The organism is Vibrio amylolyticus, from assembly GCF_023145695.1.
Lineage (GTDB): Bacteria > Pseudomonadota > Gammaproteobacteria > Enterobacterales > Vibrionaceae > Vibrio > Vibrio amylolyticus.
On sequence record NZ_JAJHVV010000003.1, the window covers coordinates 38,301 to 53,627 of the forward strand.

The following is a 15,327-nucleotide window of genomic DNA, read 5'->3' on the forward strand; positions in this document are numbered from 1 at the left end:
TAGAGTGAGAAATTACAATGTGGAAATGGCTTCATCCTTATGCAAAGCCTGAAACTTCTTATCAGCTATGTGGTAAGTTGCTACCTTGGTTCGCCGTATTGGCGCTGTTGTGTCTTTCTTTGGGAACGGTTTGGGGGCTTGCTTTTGCTCCGTCCGATTACCAACAAGGTAACAGCTTTAGAATCATATACATTCATGTTCCTTCTGCTATATGGTCGATGGGCGCTTACATGTCGATGGCGATTGCTGCATTTATCGGTTTAGTTTGGCAGGTTCGTTTATCGAGTATGGCTGCGGCAGCAATGGCGCCGATAGGTGCTGTCTTTACTTTTATTGCTCTTCTAACTGGCGCCGTTTGGGGTAAGCCTATGTGGGGAACTTGGTGGGTTTGGGATGCTCGATTAACGTCTGAACTTATTCTTCTATTTCTCTATTTAGGCGTTATTGCTCTATATCACGCCTTTGATGATCAAAAAACCGCTGCCAAAGCGGCAGGTATTCTAGCGATTGTTGGTGTAGTTAATCTTCCAATTATTCACTTCTCTGTAGAGTGGTGGAATACACTGCACCAAGGTGCAACCATTACAAAATTTGAACAGCCTTCTATCTCTAATGATATGTTATGGCCGTTACTACTTAATATCTTTGGCTTTGCTTTCTTCTTTGGTTGGGTCACTATGATTCGTTTCAGAAATGAAATTATCAGTAAAGAGAGTCACAGGCCTTGGATTGTTCAACTAGCTAGTAAAGAAACTCAGGGTGGGAATTAATTATGTATTTTGAATCACTGAGTGACCTGTTTCATATGGGCGGTTATGCTGTCTATGTTTGGAGTGCCTTTGGCATTACTTTTTTATCATTGTTAATTATTTTAGTCACAAGCATCCGACGCGGAAAGAGCCTACTTAAAGAGGTTCAAGCCAAAGTCGACCGTCAAGCTCGAATTGATGCAGCGAAGGATCTGGAGAACACTTTATGACCCCAAGACGTAAAAAGAGGCTCGGTATTGTTCTTGCGATATTTTTTGGTATCGCTACTACCGTAGGTCTAATGTTGTATGCATTGAATCAAAACATGGATCTCTTTTATACCCCAACCGAAATTGTAAATGGTAAACCAGATGGTACGAAACCTGAAGTAGGCCAGAGATTGAGAATTGGTGGAATGGTAGTACCTGGATCCGTTTCAAGAGACTCTCAGTCTCTTCGTGTTAGCTTTGATCTAAATGATGTTGGCCCTAAAGTAACGGTTGTATACGATGGCATCCTTCCTGACCTGTTTCGTGAAGGGCAGGGGATTGTTGCTCAAGGTGTACTTTTAGATGCAACGACTATCGAAGCGTTTGAGGTTCTAGCTAAGCACGACGAAGATTACGTGCCTACAGAAATCGCAGAAGCAATGAAGAAAACGCATGAACCATTGCAATATACGAAAGAACAAAAACAAGGAAGCAACCAATGATTGTTGAGATAGGTCATTTTGCCCTCATAATCTCTCTTGGTTTGGCAGTGCTTGCAAGCATAGTTCCGCTGATTGGCGTGTCTAAAAATAATAGCATGCTGATCAACACAGCGAGGCCATTGTCTTGGGGTGTGTTCTTACTCATTTTGATCTCTTTTATCGTTCTGTTGTGGGCATTTTATGTCAACGATTTTACGGTTAACTATGTTGCAACTAACTCCAATAGCCAACTACCATGGTATTACCGATTAACTGCAGTATGGGGAGCACATGAAGGCTCTTTGTTGTTATGGGCATTGATTCAAGCTGGTTGGGCCGTTGCTGTTGCACAATTTAGCCGAGGAATGCCGCAAGAGTCTGTTGCACGTGTGTTAGCGGTAATGGGCATGATTACTGTCGGATTCTTGCTGTTTATTATCGTTACTTCCAACCCGTTCTTACGAACGTTGCCATTTTTCCCTGTTGATGGTCGCGATCTAAACCCATTGCTACAAGATCCGGGTTTGATTATTCACCCGCCTATGCTTTACATGGGTTACGTGGGTTTCTCAGTAGCATTCTCATTTGCCATTGCTTCACTGATGACAGGTCGTTTAGATACGGCATGGGCTCGTTGGTCTCGTCCATGGACAACCGCAGCATGGTTATTCCTAACACTAGGCATCGCGCTAGGCTCATGGTGGGCTTACTATGAACTTGGCTGGGGTGGTTGGTGGTTCTGGGATCCAGTAGAAAATGCTTCTTTCATGCCTTGGTTAGCGGGTACCGCATTGATGCACTCATTAGCGGTGACAGAGAAACGCGGCACCTTTAAAGCGTGGACTGTATTACTGGCGATTTCAGCATTCTCATTAAGTTTATTAGGCACGTTCCTAGTACGTTCTGGCATTTTGGTATCCGTTCATGCGTTTGCATCAGATCCAGCCCGAGGCATGTTCATTTTAGGATTCCTAATCTGTGTTATCGGTGGCTCATTACTGCTGTTTGCTCTGAAAGGTTCGAAAGTTCGAGTTCGTGGTAACTTCGAATTAGTATCGCGTGAAAATGCGCTACTAGGTAACAATGTACTATTAATGGCAGCACTGGCTGTTGTATTGGTAGGTACGTTGCTACCGCTTGTACACAAACAATTAGGCCTTGGTTCAGTATCAATCGGCGCACCATTCTTTGATATGTTGTTTGCTTGGCTGATGATCCCGTTCTCTTTCTTATTGGGTATCGGCCCACTGATTCGTTGGAAGCGTGATCACCTGTCTAAGCTCATTAAGCCTATGATGATTTCTGGTGCGGCGTCACTTGCGCTGGCTGGCCTATCCATTTTTGCTTTTGCTGAGCACTACAGTGGGATGGCATACATGGGTTGGGTGATGGCGTACTGGATCATTACCATGCACGGCTTTGAGTTGTATGAACGAGCGACACACCGTCACAGCTTTGCCACGGGTATTAGAAAGCTCCCACGCAGTCACTGGGCAATGATTTGTGGTCATATTGGTCTTGCAATCACTGTCATTGGTATTGCAATGGTTCAAAACTACAGCATTGAACGAGATGTTCGTTTAGCGCCTGGCGAGCACTATCAAATTAAAGGGTACGACTTCTACTTCGAAGGTTTACGCGATAAAGATGGCCCGAACTACGATGGTTATATTGCAGATTTCGTGATCACCAGAGACGGTGAGTACGTGAATACTCTGCATGCAGAAAAGCGCTTTTACCGTACTGCACGATCAATGATGACAGAAGCCGCTATCGATGCGTCTGTGACTCGCGATCTTTATATTGCGATGGGTGAGCAGCTTGACGATAACGTATCGTGGGCGGTTCGTATTTACCACAAGCCGTTCATTCGCTGGATTTGGGCAGGTTCACTCCTAATGTCTCTTGGTGGTGCCATAGCGATAAGTGATAAGCGATACCGTTTTCGTAAAACCGACAAAAAAGATCGCGAGCAGGAGGCATAAATGAGCAAGAAAATAGTCTTTATCCCTTTCATCGCGTTCATGATTCTAGCTGGGGTCTTTGCGACTCAGCTAGTACGAAACTCGCAAGGGGATGATCCGACAAAACTTGAGTCTGTTCTGATTGGTAGAGAGGTACCTGAGTTTCGATTAGAGGACTTAGCCCAACCAGGAAAACTGTATAGTCAGGATATCTTTAAAGGTGAGCCGCTATTATTGAACGTTTGGGCAACGTGGTGCCCAACGTGTTATGCCGAGCATCAGTACTTAAATGAACTTGCTTCACAAGGCGTTAAAATTATCGGTTTAAACTATAAAGATGAGCGTGATAAAGCCGTAGGTTGGTTAACGAATCTTGGAAACCCATACCTTATTAGTTTATTCGATGGTAATGGCATGCTTGGTCTCGACCTTGGTGTCTATGGTGCTCCAGAAACGTTCTTGATTGGTGCAGATGGCGTAGTACGTTACCGTCATGTTGGTGACGTTAATGCAAGAAATTGGGCTGATAAACTTGGTCCAATGTACGCTGAGTTACTTGAGGAGGCGAAACAATGAAAAAATTGATGATGTCTTTTTTTGCTGTATTCGCTATCTCAATGGGAGCATCTGCTGCGATTGACGTATACGAATTTGAAACACTTGAGCAAGAACTGCAATTCAAGGAACTTGGACACACCTTGCGCTGCCCAAAATGTCAAAATAACACCATTGGTGATTCTAATGCGGAATTAGCACAAGATTTGCGCCAAAAAGTGTATGAAATGACGAAAGAGGGTAAATCAAAATCAGAAATTGTTGATTATATGATTGCGCGCTATGGAAATTTCGTTACTTATAAGCCACCACTAACGCTCGCGACTTCAGTCCTTTGGCTAGGTCCTTTCCTCGTTATCTTTATTGGTTTTGGTTTAATTATTCTTCGTAGCAAAAAATCCAAAGTGGTCGACTCTTCGAGCGATGAACAATGGGATGCTGATAAAGAAGCTCGCTTGAAAGCGTTGCTAGATGATAAAAATGATGGGGATAAGCAGTAATGACATTATTTTGGGTCGCCTCCGTAATATTGATCCTTTTTGCGTGTGTTTTAATTGTATTACCTGCAATTAAACAACGCGCGAACGAAGATCAATCGCAACGAGATGAATTAAACAAAGCGTTTTATAAAGACCGTTTGTCTGAGCTTGAAGAAGAAGCGAAGGAAGGTTTGGTCGATGACCAACAAGAGCTGATCTCTGATCTTAAGCAATCGTTACTTGATGACGTCCCTGCTAATGAAAAACAGAGCAGTGAATCGTCAATCTCTCCAATGCTATTTGTGGTTCCATCAGTCTTACTTGTTGTTATCTTGTCGTACGGAATGTACGCCAAATTTGGTGCAATGGATAAAGTCATTGAATGGAATGAAACAACCCATTTACTTCCAGAGCTGTCTAAAAAGTTAATGAACCCAGATGGTGTCATGTTAACCGATGACGAAATGGATGATTTAACGTTAGGCCTTCGTACGCGTTTACACGCGGAACCTAACGATAAAACAGGTTGGTTGTTGCTTGGTCGTATTGCTCTAGCTAATCGTGATGTCGAAACTGCTATGGGTGCAATGAAACGTGCTTACCGTTTAGATACGAGTGATGAAGATGCGCAATTAGGATTTGCTCAGGCACTCATGATGTCGCCTGATGAAGCAGATCAAAACCGTGCCCGTTTGCTATTGAATAATCTAGTGCAGCAGGAATATGTTGATTTACGCGTATTTTCGCTACTGGCTTTTGATTCGTTTGAACGTAACGACTTTGCTAGTGCAGCTCGATACTGGCGTATCATGCAGAAAATGATCGGGCCAGAAGACAGCCGCTATGAAATGTTATCTCGTAGTATTGAGAGTGCATTAGAAAAAATGGGTGATCCAGTTGGTGGAGTAGCTCAAAATCCTCATAGCACTGGCGATCAACAGCTTCAAGGGAGCTCAGCAGCGATCACTATTTCATTGGGAGATAATGTCGATACTAGTCAAGGCAACGCTCTTATCGTTTCAATTCATAGCGCCGATGGCATGCCAATGCCTATCGCTGCGGCACGTTACCCAGTCGGTTCATTCCCGAGAACCGTCGTTATTGATGACGGTAACAGTATGGTTGAAGGACGTAAGTTCTCTGACCTAGACTCATTTATCGTACGTGTTCGAATCGACAGCGATGGTAACGTTTCAACCAAAACGGGCGATTGGTATGGTGAAAGCTCAGTCGCACAAATGGGAGAAGCGGTTAACGTATTGGTCAATAAGCAGTATTGATAGAGTAACAGCTGTTATACTAAAGACAATGCATGGTTAGCGTTGTGAAAAAGGTCGATGCATTCATCGGCCTTTTTGCTTTTTATATAGTTTGAACTTAGCCGCTGATTAACTTACGTGCTTTGTGTTTACTAGCAGCATGTTATAAGATTTTCGTTGTAGGCTTTTTGTATGCGCTATTGAACGATATAAATAGTTAGGATGTATATAGATAGCGTTAAGGTTGTGCTTTAGGGATGAAAGCGAAATGGATTTAAATCGAGTGCTGATCATTAAACTTGCACTGGCCTCTGTTCTTTTAACAGGGTGCGCGTCTGCACCAGAAGATACCACAGTTGAAAACAATCAAGCCAATGATCCCTTTGAAGGCTTCAACCGAGCAATGTGGGAAATAAACTACGATTATTTAGACCCTTACTTAGTCCGTCCTGTCTCTTTAGCCTACGTAAACTACATTCCTTCACCAATCCGTTCTGGTGTCGCTAATTTCCTTTCTAATCTTGATGAGCCGTCTAGCATGGTGAATAACCTTGTGATGGGTAATGGCGGTAAAGCGCTGGATCACTTTAATCGTTTTTGGCTCAACTCTACGTTTGGCCTGTTAGGCTTGATAGACATTGCTTCTGAAGCGGGTATTACCAATCATGGTGATAAAGCGTTTAGTGATGCCGTTGGTCATTATGGTGTTGGGGATGGACCGTATGTAATGGTACCTGCTTATGGTCCGTGGACAGTAAGAGAAGCGACAGATGTCGTTGATGGTTTTTATGCGCCACTCTCTTATGTGAGCTTTTGGGCGGGGCTAGGAAAGTGGGCATTAGAAGGCATGGAGTCTCGTGCTCGATTAGTGTCTCAAGAGTCGATGCTGCATAACTCTCCAGATCCATACTCGCTGACTCGAGATGTTTATCTACAGCACCAAGACTATCGCGCCGAGATCGAAAGTGACGATTACGATGAAGATGAAGATGAAGAAGACTTCTTTGATGACTATTTAGATGAAGACTTTTAGTCAACGAGAAAAAGAGTAAATTAGGATCGAAAGAAGAAGAGGGAGAAGAAAGAGGTGAACTCCACGGTCCACCCCTTAAAGGTTTACGCTGCTTAGAACGTGTAGTTTGCCTGTACACCAACTAACCACACACTTCCCGATGTGGTACCAGAAAACGCGCCGCCAATGGCCTGAGCCGTATCGTCTGATTCATATCCACGTGATTCTTTAATATCAGCATCTTTAGCGAGAATATAAGTAAAGCCGCCGTCAAAGCTAAGTTGTTTACTCACTTCATAGCTCGCGCCAACACTTAACCATGTCCGATCGGTCTCTGGAATGGTAATTGTGCGGTTTTTATCATTAACGGCTGACATGTCGTAAGCAATACCACTGCGTAGAGCGACTTTTTGGTTCAGCTGATAAGTGGCACCAATTGCGAAACGGTAATTATCTTCCCAGTTCTCTACTTTCACCATGTGCGTGCCATAGTTTTCTAGGTGAGCTTCCAGTTTTTCAAAGCTGCTCCAGTCTGTCCAGTTTATGCTTGCATGTACGGCCAACTGTTCGTTTAGCTGATGGAAACTCGCAAGCTCTGCGGTTGCGGGTAACGCTAAGTTCATATAGCCATTATCGCGAGTACCTTGCGGTAACCCAAAGCCTAGGCCTTCTGCGTAACCTTCAAGTTTGAGTTCCACTTCAGATTTATAGGCGAACCCAATTCGGTGGTCATCGTTGATTTGCCAAGCTGAACCAATTTGCCATCCCCACGCCGTGTCGTCGCCTTCCATGTACTTTAAGGTTGTCCCTTGTGGAAGGTTTGGCTCTGACTGTTTTGGAGACGTTGCACCGAAGTGACCTTCACCCATAACGTAGCGAAGACCGCCACCAATACTAACGGATTCATTTAGTTGGTAAGCAAGGTTTAAGTTCGCTTCCATACTTTTAACCATCGCTTCGTTACCAAAATGGCTAGCAGCAAAGTCTTTGTCCAGTTCTGTTTCCATGCCGTAGTTCGTGCCTAGTGCTACACCGAGAAATATTTGCTCATTAAGCTGATGAGAGATATAAAAATTTGGAATCACCGCGTTATTGGCAAAATCCTTCGAGTGGGTATCAAGTGCGCCATTGATTTGGCCGCTCACATCAACATTTGGGTCCACATAAATAGCACCTACGGAGATTTGTGTACCAGAGAGGTAAGTTAGCATAGCGGGGTTACGCCATTGCGCGCTTGCGTTGTCTGCCATTGCTGCTTCGCCAGCGTAAGCACGGCCTAATCCTGTTGCTGAGTATTCAGCCAACTGAAAGCCTGCCGCAGAAGCGATTGGAGAGCTAGCCAATAGACCAAGTGTAATTGCAGTAGATAAGCATGTTTTGTGAGTTTTATTAGTAAAGTTCATCCGTATGTACGCCCAAATAAATCCATAGTGGAGCTGAATGCTACAATTAGAGTTATTACTTTAAAAATGAAATAGAGTAAAACTAGAGTATTTAGACTAAAAGTCTTTTTAAGTGTTTAATCTTAGTGAAAAAAACCAGATGTTATGAGCTTGTTTCAAATTTTCAGCGAACGGATGTGCTGTGAAAGGTATGTTTTTTGTAAGAATGGAAGTGAGGAAATCGAGCAGAATAACAAAAGGGCTGGAAAACCAGCCCTTTAAAACAGTCTAAATATTGAAGTTTAGAATCTGTGTGTGTATTGAACACCAGCAAGAATAGCCGTGGCTTTGGTTGTTGTGTTCAGAGTTAGTCCACCTTGCTCGACACCACCACCGATAGTATCAGTTACAGCAACATTCTTACCAACTAGGTAAGTGAAGCCAAGATCCAGTGTTTGGTCTGCATTGAAGTGGTAACTTGCACCCGCTGAGAACCATTGGCGGTCAGAATCAGGGACAGATACTGAAGTTAAAGAGTCTTGTACGCCTTCATCAAACATGTAACCGATACGTGCTTCCCAGTTTTGGTTGATGTAGTACGTACCACCGATTGAGTAGTGGTAAGTGTCTTGCCACTTGTAATCTTTGATGTTTGTTCCATCAGTTGTCACTAGTGCATCAAAGTCGCTCCAGCTGATGTATTGAATGCTGTAGTGAACTGCAAATTTGGTATCTTCAATGCGGTGGTAACCAGAGAACTCTGCCATTGAAGGCAGTGGCATCTTAAGATCGCCAATGTTTGCATCGCCACCGTAAGAAACGGTACCGCTTGCTTCAATTTCAGGGCTGTAATGATAGCTTAGACCGAAACGATTGTTTTCATCCAATTCGTAAACCGCACCAAGGTTAAAGCCAACACCCCAGCCAGATGCGTCTACATCCATTAGATTTGCGCTTGTTGTGCTTCCAGTCGGAGAGCCACCAGAAACGATATTCATTTCTGAATCACGCTTTAACTCACCTTCACCGTGAATAATGTCAATACCAGCACCGATGCTCCATTGATCATTAATGCGGTAAGAACCTGCAATCAATAGGTTTACTGAGCTTACATTTGTAGTGCCACCGAATGCATCAGCACCGGGAACGACTGCACCATTATCTGTAATGACAGCACCAGTTCCTGCCCCCCAACTAGCATCAAATTCATTAGTAGTACCGAAATTTGAGTAGGCCCCAAAACCAACTGCGAATTTGTCATTAATTGGGACTGCTACGAAAATGTTTGGAACAAAAGATGTCGCATCATTTTGAGTATCGTCAATAGAAACAGCACCACCAGAGATCGGTGAAGTATATGTTGTTCCCGTAACGTCAACTTCAGAGCTAATAATGTTAGCACCCAAAGAAATCTCAGTACGTTCGAATAACGCTAGAGATGCTGCGTTACGTGAAATAGATGAAGCATTATCGGCTATAACAGCATCACCAGCAAATGCACGGCCAAGGCCCGTTGCTGATTGAGAGTTTAGTTGGAAACCTGCTGCTGTTACTTGCGTTGATGCAAGAGAAGCTGAGGCAATAGTCACTGCGAGAAGCGATTTTTTAAACAGACGCGAGTTGTTCATAGTTGCTTTTTCCTTTTTGTAATATTCGCCTCTAGTTGGGCGATATATTTGAGCAAATGCTCAGTTGGTGGCTGATCCTAGACTCAAGTATATAGCAAACATATCCGACCACCTTAAAATTAGGCGGGAAAATTATCGAAATGACGCCTAACTGACACGAAAAAGCGAATAAAACACTGTTTTTAGAGTTTTGACTCTATAAAATAGGCAAAAAAAAGGCTCTAATATGAAACTAGAGCCATTGAGTGTTTTGAATCAGGTTAAAGCGTGGAGATCACCATCGAGCTAAGCTTTTCGGCTATTTTAGCGACATCTTCACCTTCTTCTCCCACTATCACCATACTGGATTTATTCATTGGTTCAACAATACCCGTCATCCCTTGTTGGGTGAATTCGTTACGATCTTGTTCAAAGATATTGGTAACAAACAGCGTGACTCTTCCTTTCTCACCTTTAAAGACCATGTGCATCGCATTGGTGTCGCCAAAACCGCAATGATTAAGGTAATAGACATGATATGGAAAGTCTTGATCAAACTTAACGTTAAATGGCTGCATTTTTACGTTGATCTGATAAGAGCCGACTTGCTCATCCAATGGCATAATGAATGCCTTCTCGTTCATGACGTGTTCCATTGCCGTATTGGCCAAGCTCGCTTGAGCCGGTGACACGAGTAGTTTCCCCCAGTTTAGTTGACCTGCTAATAAGCCAACAGCAAAAGCTACTGACGCTGCAAGTGCCATTGCACGCTTAACAAAGCTTGGGTGAATAACATTCGAATCGTCACTTGGCTGATTAAACAAGATTTTGTCGGCCAGATCGTCTGGCACATCGACTTTCATTGCATTTAAGATTTGCGAATCGAGCTCAAGCGCTTCGTCTAAGAACTTACTGTTTGCTTCGCTAGCGTTAATTGCTTCAATAATGTCATTGTCTCTATATTTAGGATCTGACATCACATGGCGGCGAAACTCTAAATCATCCATTTTGCTGCCCTCTGCTTGACTGCGATGAATCCATCATCTCTTTTAATTGGTTACGTGCTCTAAATAAGCGTGTCATCACGGTGTTCTTATTAAGATCCAAAATCGACCCAATTTCTTCTCCGCTGAATCCGCCGATCACTTGTAAAAAAAGAGGTTCGCGGTATTCGACATCCAATTTCATGATCAACATCTGTAGCCATTCTGATTGATGGTGTGCATCATCACTCACGATGGCATCATTGCCGTAGTCATCGATGTCGACTAGGTCGAACTGCTTTCTTTCGAAGCGGCGCGCATTTTCACGTCTCAAAATAGTAATGAGCCATGATTTCGCTGCCTTTTCATCTTGTAAGCTATCAAGTGACTTCCAAGCCCTTAAACAGGTTTCTTGGACTAAATCTTCGGCAACGCTTTTGTCTTTACAGAGCCAAAAGCCATAGCGGAACAGGTCACGATGATAGGCGCGTACAAGAGCTTCATATTTTCTTTGCTTGTCCATATCAGAGTTGACCGTACGTTTTGGTTTTTTATTTCCAAACAATTCGATTATTGACACATAACTCTCCATTTAAGGGTCAATGAGTTCAAACTTGAGATTAATTGATCTACCTCAAAATATTATACCTAATTGTGGCTATAGTACATTCTGTCATCTAGTTAGCTCTTTGAGCTAGCGTGTTGAGCAAGATGACACTTCCTTTTGAAGGCTGACTTTACTTTCTCCTAATCAGGAAACTGATTATTTCAATTGGCGTTATGTTAATTGCTTTATACATTCCAACCACACAATATTGTGTGGTTTTTTTTTGCTCGTCACTTTTGCTCGTCACTTTTGCTTGTCATTTCTACGTTTACGTTTTTCTTCAGTCTTACAACCCGTTACTCATTCGTTAACACATCACGTTGTTATTGTAACTTTGTTAAATCATTAAGTTATCTATTCTTTCCGCTTTTTTTGAATTATCCCAAAGATGTTCAATACTGTTTAGGTCACGTTTATTCAAACGAGCGTTTGATTGTATTAACAACTTCGTTACAATGCATCAGGTCTGACCTCTAATCTTTGATGGGGTATGTAAGGAGAACTAATGGGCAAGCCAAACAATATTAATAAGCAAATACTGCAAACTCGTTCAGGTGAACGCATAGCCATCGTCGCGGGTTTACGAACCCCATTCGCTCGTCAAAGTACTGAGTTTGGCCAGGTTCCTGCTGTCGATCTTGGGAAAATGGTGGTCAGTGAGATGATGGCCCGTAGCGAAATCTCACCAGACTTGATTGATCAAGTGGTTTTTGGACAAGTGGTTCAAATGCCAGAAGCCCCAAATATTGCACGAGAAATTGTGTTGGGTACTGGGATGAATGTCCATACCGACGCGTACAGTGTGACTCGTGCTTGTGCGACTAGCTTCCAATCTGCAGTGAACGTCGCCGAAAGTATAGTATCTGGTAGCGTTGATATCGGTATTGCAGGTGGCGCCGACTCTTCTTCTGTTTTACCTATTGGTGTCTCGAAAAAACTAGCGGCGAATTTATTGGCGTTGAGCAAAACCAAAACGGTAGGACAAAAACTTAAAATATTAAAAAGTCTATCGTTAAAAGATCTGGTTCCTGTTCCTCCTGCTGTTGCTGAATACTCAACGGGCATTTCAATGGGCCAAACCGCAGAGCAAATGGCGAAAACGCACAGTATTTCGCGTGCTGATCAAGATGCTTTAGCACACCGCTCTCATACATTAGCCGCTAAAGCGTGGGAAGACGGAAAAATAGAAGGCGAGGTGATGACCGCTTTCCCTGAACCCTATAAAAAGTGGATAGATAAAGATAACAATATTCGTCTTGATTCGACGCTTGAAAGTTACGCTAAGCTCCGCCCTGCTTTTGACCGTCAATACGGTTCTGTTACAGCAGCGAACAGTACACCACTTACCGATGGTGCAGCGGCCGTCATGTTAATGAGAGAAGGGCGTGCAAAAGAACTTGGCCTTGAGGTGATGGGTTTTATTCGTTCGTACGCGTTTTCTGCCATTGGTGTCGAGAAAGATATGCTGATGGGGCCTTCTTTTGCAACGCCACTCGCATTGGCTCGGGCTGGAATTGAGTTATCAGATTTAACTTTGATTGATATGCACGAGGCCTTTGCCGCTCAAGCCCTTTCTAACGTTAAGATGTTTGCCAGTGACTCGTTTGCTCAGCAACATTTAGGGCGAGGCAAAGCGATAGGTGAAATTGATATGGATAAATTCAATGTTCTCGGGGGGTCACTTGCTTATGGTCACCCGTTCGCGGCAACCGGTGCGAGAATGATGACCCAAACATTGCGTGAGTTGAAACGCCGTGGCGGTGGTTTAGCATTGAATACTGCGTGTGCCGCCGGTGGTTTAGGTGCAGCGATGATTTTGGAGGTTGAGTAATGTCTGATACTAAAGCGTTCCACTTAAAAGTGGATGAGAATAAGGTGGCTTGGCTTTCCATTGATGTGCCGGGCGAAAAAATGAATACCTTACAAGCGGCGTTCGCCGATGAAATGAAGGATATTCTGGTTGAACTCGAGTCTCATCAAGGTGAGCTCAAAGGCGTTATTCTTTACTCTGAAAAGCCTGACAATTTTGTCGCTGGCGCTGATATTCGTATGTTAGCGGCTTGCAACACTGCAAAAGAAGCGGAAGCATTGGCGAAGCAAGGGCAGGAGATGTTCCAAGCCTTGTCTGATTTACCATACCCAAGTGTGGCGGCTATTCATGGCCCATGTTTAGGTGGCGGTTTAGAGCTTGCGCTTGCCTGTGATCATCGCGTTTGTACTGACTCTGATAAAACTCGTTTAGGTTTACCTGAAGTGCAACTCGGCCTTCTACCTGGTTCTGGTGGCACGCAGCGACTGCCACGCCTAATTGGGCTACTACCGTCACTGGATATGATCCTGACGGGTAAACAACTTCGAGCTAAAAAAGCTAAAAAGCTTGGTGTAGTCGATGCGTGTGTACCGCAAAGTATTTTATTCGATGTCGCCCTTTCATTGTTAGATAAAGCGGCAAAGAAAAAAGGCTCAAAAGAGAAGTCTCATAAAGCGTCGACAAAAGAAAAGCTGATGTCGAAAACAGGCTTGGGGCGAAAAGTTGTCTTTGAACAAGCGGCGAAAAAATCGTATCAGAAAACACGCGGTAATTACCCTGCTGTAGACAGTATTTTAGAAGTGATTCGTCATGGCCTAGAGAAAGGTCTGAAAAAAGGCTTTGAGCTTGAAGCCAAGCGTTTTGGCGAGCTTGTTATGACCGAACAGTCGAAAGCACTTCGATCGATATTCTTTGCCACCACTGAGATGAAAAAAGAGCATGGTAGCAGCGCGGATCCGGCATCGGTCGATCGTGTAGCAATACTTGGTGGAGGTTTAATGGGGGCGGGTATTGGCCATGTGACCGTAACCAAAGCCAAGCTGCCAGTTCGAGTGAAAGACGTCTCTAATGACGGTGTGCTTAATGCGCTTAGATACAACAATAAGTTACTCGATAAGCAGCGAAAGCGCCGTATTATCACCAAAGCGCAGCAACAGTCCCAGATGATGCAAATATCTGGTGGTATTGATTTTGCGCGGTTTAATCAAATGGATGTGGTGGTAGAAGCGGTTTTTGAAGACCTATCACTAAAACAGTCAATGGTGGCAGATATAGAGAAAAACGCGAAAGATACCACCATTTTCGCAACCAATACGTCATCATTACCGATTTCAAAAATTGCAGAGAATGCACAGCGGCCACAAAACGTCATTGGTTTACACTACTTCAGCCCAGTTGAAAAAATGCCGTTGGTCGAAGTTATTCCTCATGAAACAACCAGTGACGAAACCATCTCTACTGTTGTCGCTTTGGCGAAAAAACAGGGTAAAACACCCATTGTCGTTAAAGATCGTGCTGGATTCTATGTTAACCGCATCCTTGCTCCTTACATGAATGAAGCCGCCGAAGTTTTACTCTCTGGTGAGCCTATCGAGCATCTTGATAAAGCGCTATTGAACTTTGGCTTCCCTGTTGGGCCAATTACTTTGCTTGATGAAGTTGGTATTGATATCGGTGCGAAGATTATGCCGATATTAGTTTCAGAATTAGGCGAGCGATTCCAAGGGCCAGATGTATTTGACACGTTGCTTAATGATGGTCGAAAAGGGCGCAAGAGCAATAAAGGCTTCTATTCTTACAAAGGTAAGAAAAAAGAGGTGGATAAATCCGTCTATAAACTTCTGAAATTAACGCCAGAAGTTCGCTTGAACGAAAAAGCGATCGCCATTCGTTGTACGTTACTAATGCTCAATGAAGCGGTTCGCTGCTTGGATGAAGGGATCATTCGAAGCCCTCGTGACGGCGATATCGGCGCGATCTTCGGGATCGGCTTCCCGCCGTTCCTAGGTGGTCCTTTCCGGTATATTGATAAGCTTGGTGTGAAAACGGTAGTGGCAATGTTGAATGAGCATGCAGAGAAATATGGTAATCGCTTCGCACCCTCTGACGGCTTATTAACGAGAGCCGGTTTAGACCAAGGCTTTTATAGTGAAGGAACTAACGAAGAAAACACTTAGCTCAATAGTACGTCACTAGAAAGGAGTGATGTTGACAATCAGTTGTAGCAGA

Annotated in this window: 14 protein-coding genes; 10 read left to right on the forward strand and 4 right to left on the reverse strand. The window is 43.7% G+C overall.

What is annotated here, in order from left to right:
• Positions 1-17: 17 nt before the first annotated feature.
• From KP803_RS05295 to KP803_RS05330, 8 genes are all read left to right on the forward strand, one after another.
• On the forward strand, positions 18-770 hold the full coding sequence (locus tag KP803_RS05295) for a heme ABC transporter permease (RefSeq protein WP_248007802.1): 753 nt from the start codon (positions 18-20) through the stop codon (positions 768-770).
• Positions 771-772: 2 nt separating this feature from the next.
• Positions 773-979: a heme exporter protein CcmD gene (gene ccmD, locus KP803_RS05300; RefSeq protein ID WP_248007803.1), complete on the forward strand. Its 207-nt coding sequence runs from the start codon at positions 773-775 to the stop codon at positions 977-979.
• Positions 976-1,461: a cytochrome c maturation protein CcmE gene (ccmE, locus tag KP803_RS05305; protein ID WP_248007804.1), complete on the forward strand. Its 486-nt coding sequence runs from the start codon at positions 976-978 to the stop codon at positions 1,459-1,461. Before ccmD ends, ccmE begins: the two co-directional genes overlap by 4 nt.
• The gene (locus KP803_RS05310) at positions 1,458-3,425 is read left to right on the forward strand and encodes a heme lyase CcmF/NrfE family subunit (protein WP_248007805.1); all 1,968 of its coding nucleotides are present in this window, start codon (positions 1,458-1,460) and stop codon (positions 3,423-3,425) included. Before ccmE ends, KP803_RS05310 begins: the two co-directional genes overlap by 4 nt.
• Positions 3,426-3,980: a DsbE family thiol:disulfide interchange protein gene (locus KP803_RS05315; RefSeq protein ID WP_248007806.1), complete on the forward strand. Its 555-nt coding sequence runs from the start codon at positions 3,426-3,428 to the stop codon at positions 3,978-3,980.
• A complete protein-coding gene (locus tag KP803_RS05320) occupies positions 3,977-4,459 on the forward strand; it encodes a cytochrome c-type biogenesis protein (protein ID WP_248007807.1) in 483 nt (160 codons plus the stop codon). Before KP803_RS05315 ends, KP803_RS05320 begins: the two co-directional genes overlap by 4 nt.
• Entirely contained in the window at positions 4,459-5,718 is a 1,260-nt protein-coding gene (gene ccmI, locus KP803_RS05325; protein WP_248007808.1) for a c-type cytochrome biogenesis protein CcmI, read from the forward strand. Before KP803_RS05320 ends, ccmI begins: the two co-directional genes overlap by 1 nt.
• A 247-nt stretch (positions 5,719-5,965) precedes the next feature.
• The gene (locus KP803_RS05330; protein ID WP_248007809.1) at positions 5,966-6,730 is read left to right on the forward strand and encodes an MlaA family lipoprotein; all 765 of its coding nucleotides are present in this window, start codon (positions 5,966-5,968) and stop codon (positions 6,728-6,730) included.
• A gap of 92 nt (positions 6,731-6,822) precedes the next feature.
• On the opposite strand, the gene KP803_RS05335 is transcribed toward KP803_RS05330, so the two are convergent.
• The 4 genes from KP803_RS05335 to KP803_RS05350 all read right to left on the reverse strand — a co-directional run bounded on the left by KP803_RS05335 (position 6,823) and on the right by KP803_RS05350 (position 11,273).
• Positions 6,823-8,112, reverse strand: a complete 1,290-nt coding sequence (locus tag KP803_RS05335) for an outer membrane protein transport protein (RefSeq protein ID WP_248007810.1) — start codon at positions 8,110-8,112, stop codon at positions 6,823-6,825.
• A 281-nt stretch (positions 8,113-8,393) separates the two neighbouring features.
• The gene (locus KP803_RS05340) at positions 8,394-9,719 is read right to left on the reverse strand and encodes an outer membrane protein transport protein (protein ID WP_248007811.1); all 1,326 of its coding nucleotides are present in this window, start codon (positions 9,717-9,719) and stop codon (positions 8,394-8,396) included.
• A gap of 260 nt (positions 9,720-9,979) precedes the next feature.
• On the reverse strand, positions 9,980-10,705 hold the full coding sequence (locus KP803_RS05345) for a DUF3379 domain-containing protein (protein ID WP_248007812.1): 726 nt from the start codon (positions 10,703-10,705) through the stop codon (positions 9,980-9,982).
• Positions 10,698-11,273 (reverse strand): sigma-70 family RNA polymerase sigma factor, encoded by a 576-nt coding sequence (locus KP803_RS05350; protein WP_248007813.1) that lies wholly within the window; start codon positions 11,271-11,273, stop codon positions 10,698-10,700. Before KP803_RS05350 ends, KP803_RS05345 begins: the two co-directional genes overlap by 8 nt.
• Positions 11,274-11,793: 520 nt before the next feature.
• On the opposite strand from KP803_RS05350, the gene fadI reads away from it, so the two are divergent.
• Positions 11,794-13,119, forward strand: coding sequence for an acetyl-CoA C-acyltransferase FadI (fadI, locus tag KP803_RS05355; protein WP_282437199.1), 1,326 nt, complete (start codon positions 11,794-11,796; stop codon positions 13,117-13,119).
• A complete protein-coding gene (fadJ, locus tag KP803_RS05360; protein WP_248007814.1) occupies positions 13,119-15,275 on the forward strand; it encodes a fatty acid oxidation complex subunit alpha FadJ in 2,157 nt (718 codons plus the stop codon). The genes fadI and fadJ overlap by 1 nt, the downstream gene beginning before the upstream one ends.
• The last annotated feature ends 52 nt before the right edge of the window (positions 15,276-15,327 follow it).

What these genes read in the sequence shown, in the direction of transcription:
- KP803_RS05295 (WP_248007802.1), top strand. Translation starts at nt 18, where the DNA reads ATGTGGAAATGGCTTCATCCTTATGCAAAGCCTGAAACTTCTTATCAG.
- KP803_RS05315 (WP_248007806.1), top strand. Translation starts at nt 3,426, where the DNA reads ATGAGCAAGAAAATAGTCTTTATCCCTTTCATCGCGTTCATGATTCTA.
- KP803_RS05330 (WP_248007809.1), top strand. Translation starts at nt 5,966, where the DNA reads ATGGATTTAAATCGAGTGCTGATCATTAAACTTGCACTGGCCTCTGTT.
- fadJ (WP_248007814.1), top strand. Translation starts at nt 13,119, where the DNA reads ATGTCTGATACTAAAGCGTTCCACTTAAAAGTGGATGAGAATAAGGTG.
- KP803_RS05335 (WP_248007810.1), bottom strand. Translation starts at nt 8,112, where the DNA reads ATGAACTTTACTAATAAAACTCACAAAACATGCTTATCTACTGCAATT.
- KP803_RS05320 (WP_248007807.1), top strand. Translation starts at nt 3,977, where the DNA reads ATGAAAAAATTGATGATGTCTTTTTTTGCTGTATTCGCTATCTCAATG.
- KP803_RS05350 (WP_248007813.1), bottom strand. Translation starts at nt 11,273, where the DNA reads ATGGAGAGTTATGTGTCAATAATCGAATTGTTTGGAAATAAAAAACCA.
- KP803_RS05340 (WP_248007811.1), bottom strand. Translation starts at nt 9,719, where the DNA reads ATGAACAACTCGCGTCTGTTTAAAAAATCGCTTCTCGCAGTGACTATT.
- ccmD (WP_248007803.1), top strand. Translation starts at nt 773, where the DNA reads ATGTATTTTGAATCACTGAGTGACCTGTTTCATATGGGCGGTTATGCT.
- KP803_RS05310 (WP_248007805.1), top strand. Translation starts at nt 1,458, where the DNA reads ATGATTGTTGAGATAGGTCATTTTGCCCTCATAATCTCTCTTGGTTTG.
- ccmE (WP_248007804.1), top strand. Translation starts at nt 976, where the DNA reads ATGACCCCAAGACGTAAAAAGAGGCTCGGTATTGTTCTTGCGATATTT.
- fadI (WP_282437199.1), top strand. Translation starts at nt 11,794, where the DNA reads ATGGGCAAGCCAAACAATATTAATAAGCAAATACTGCAAACTCGTTCA.
- ccmI (WP_248007808.1), top strand. Translation starts at nt 4,459, where the DNA reads ATGACATTATTTTGGGTCGCCTCCGTAATATTGATCCTTTTTGCGTGT.
- KP803_RS05345 (WP_248007812.1), bottom strand. Translation starts at nt 10,705, where the DNA reads ATGGATGATTTAGAGTTTCGCCGCCATGTGATGTCAGATCCTAAATAT.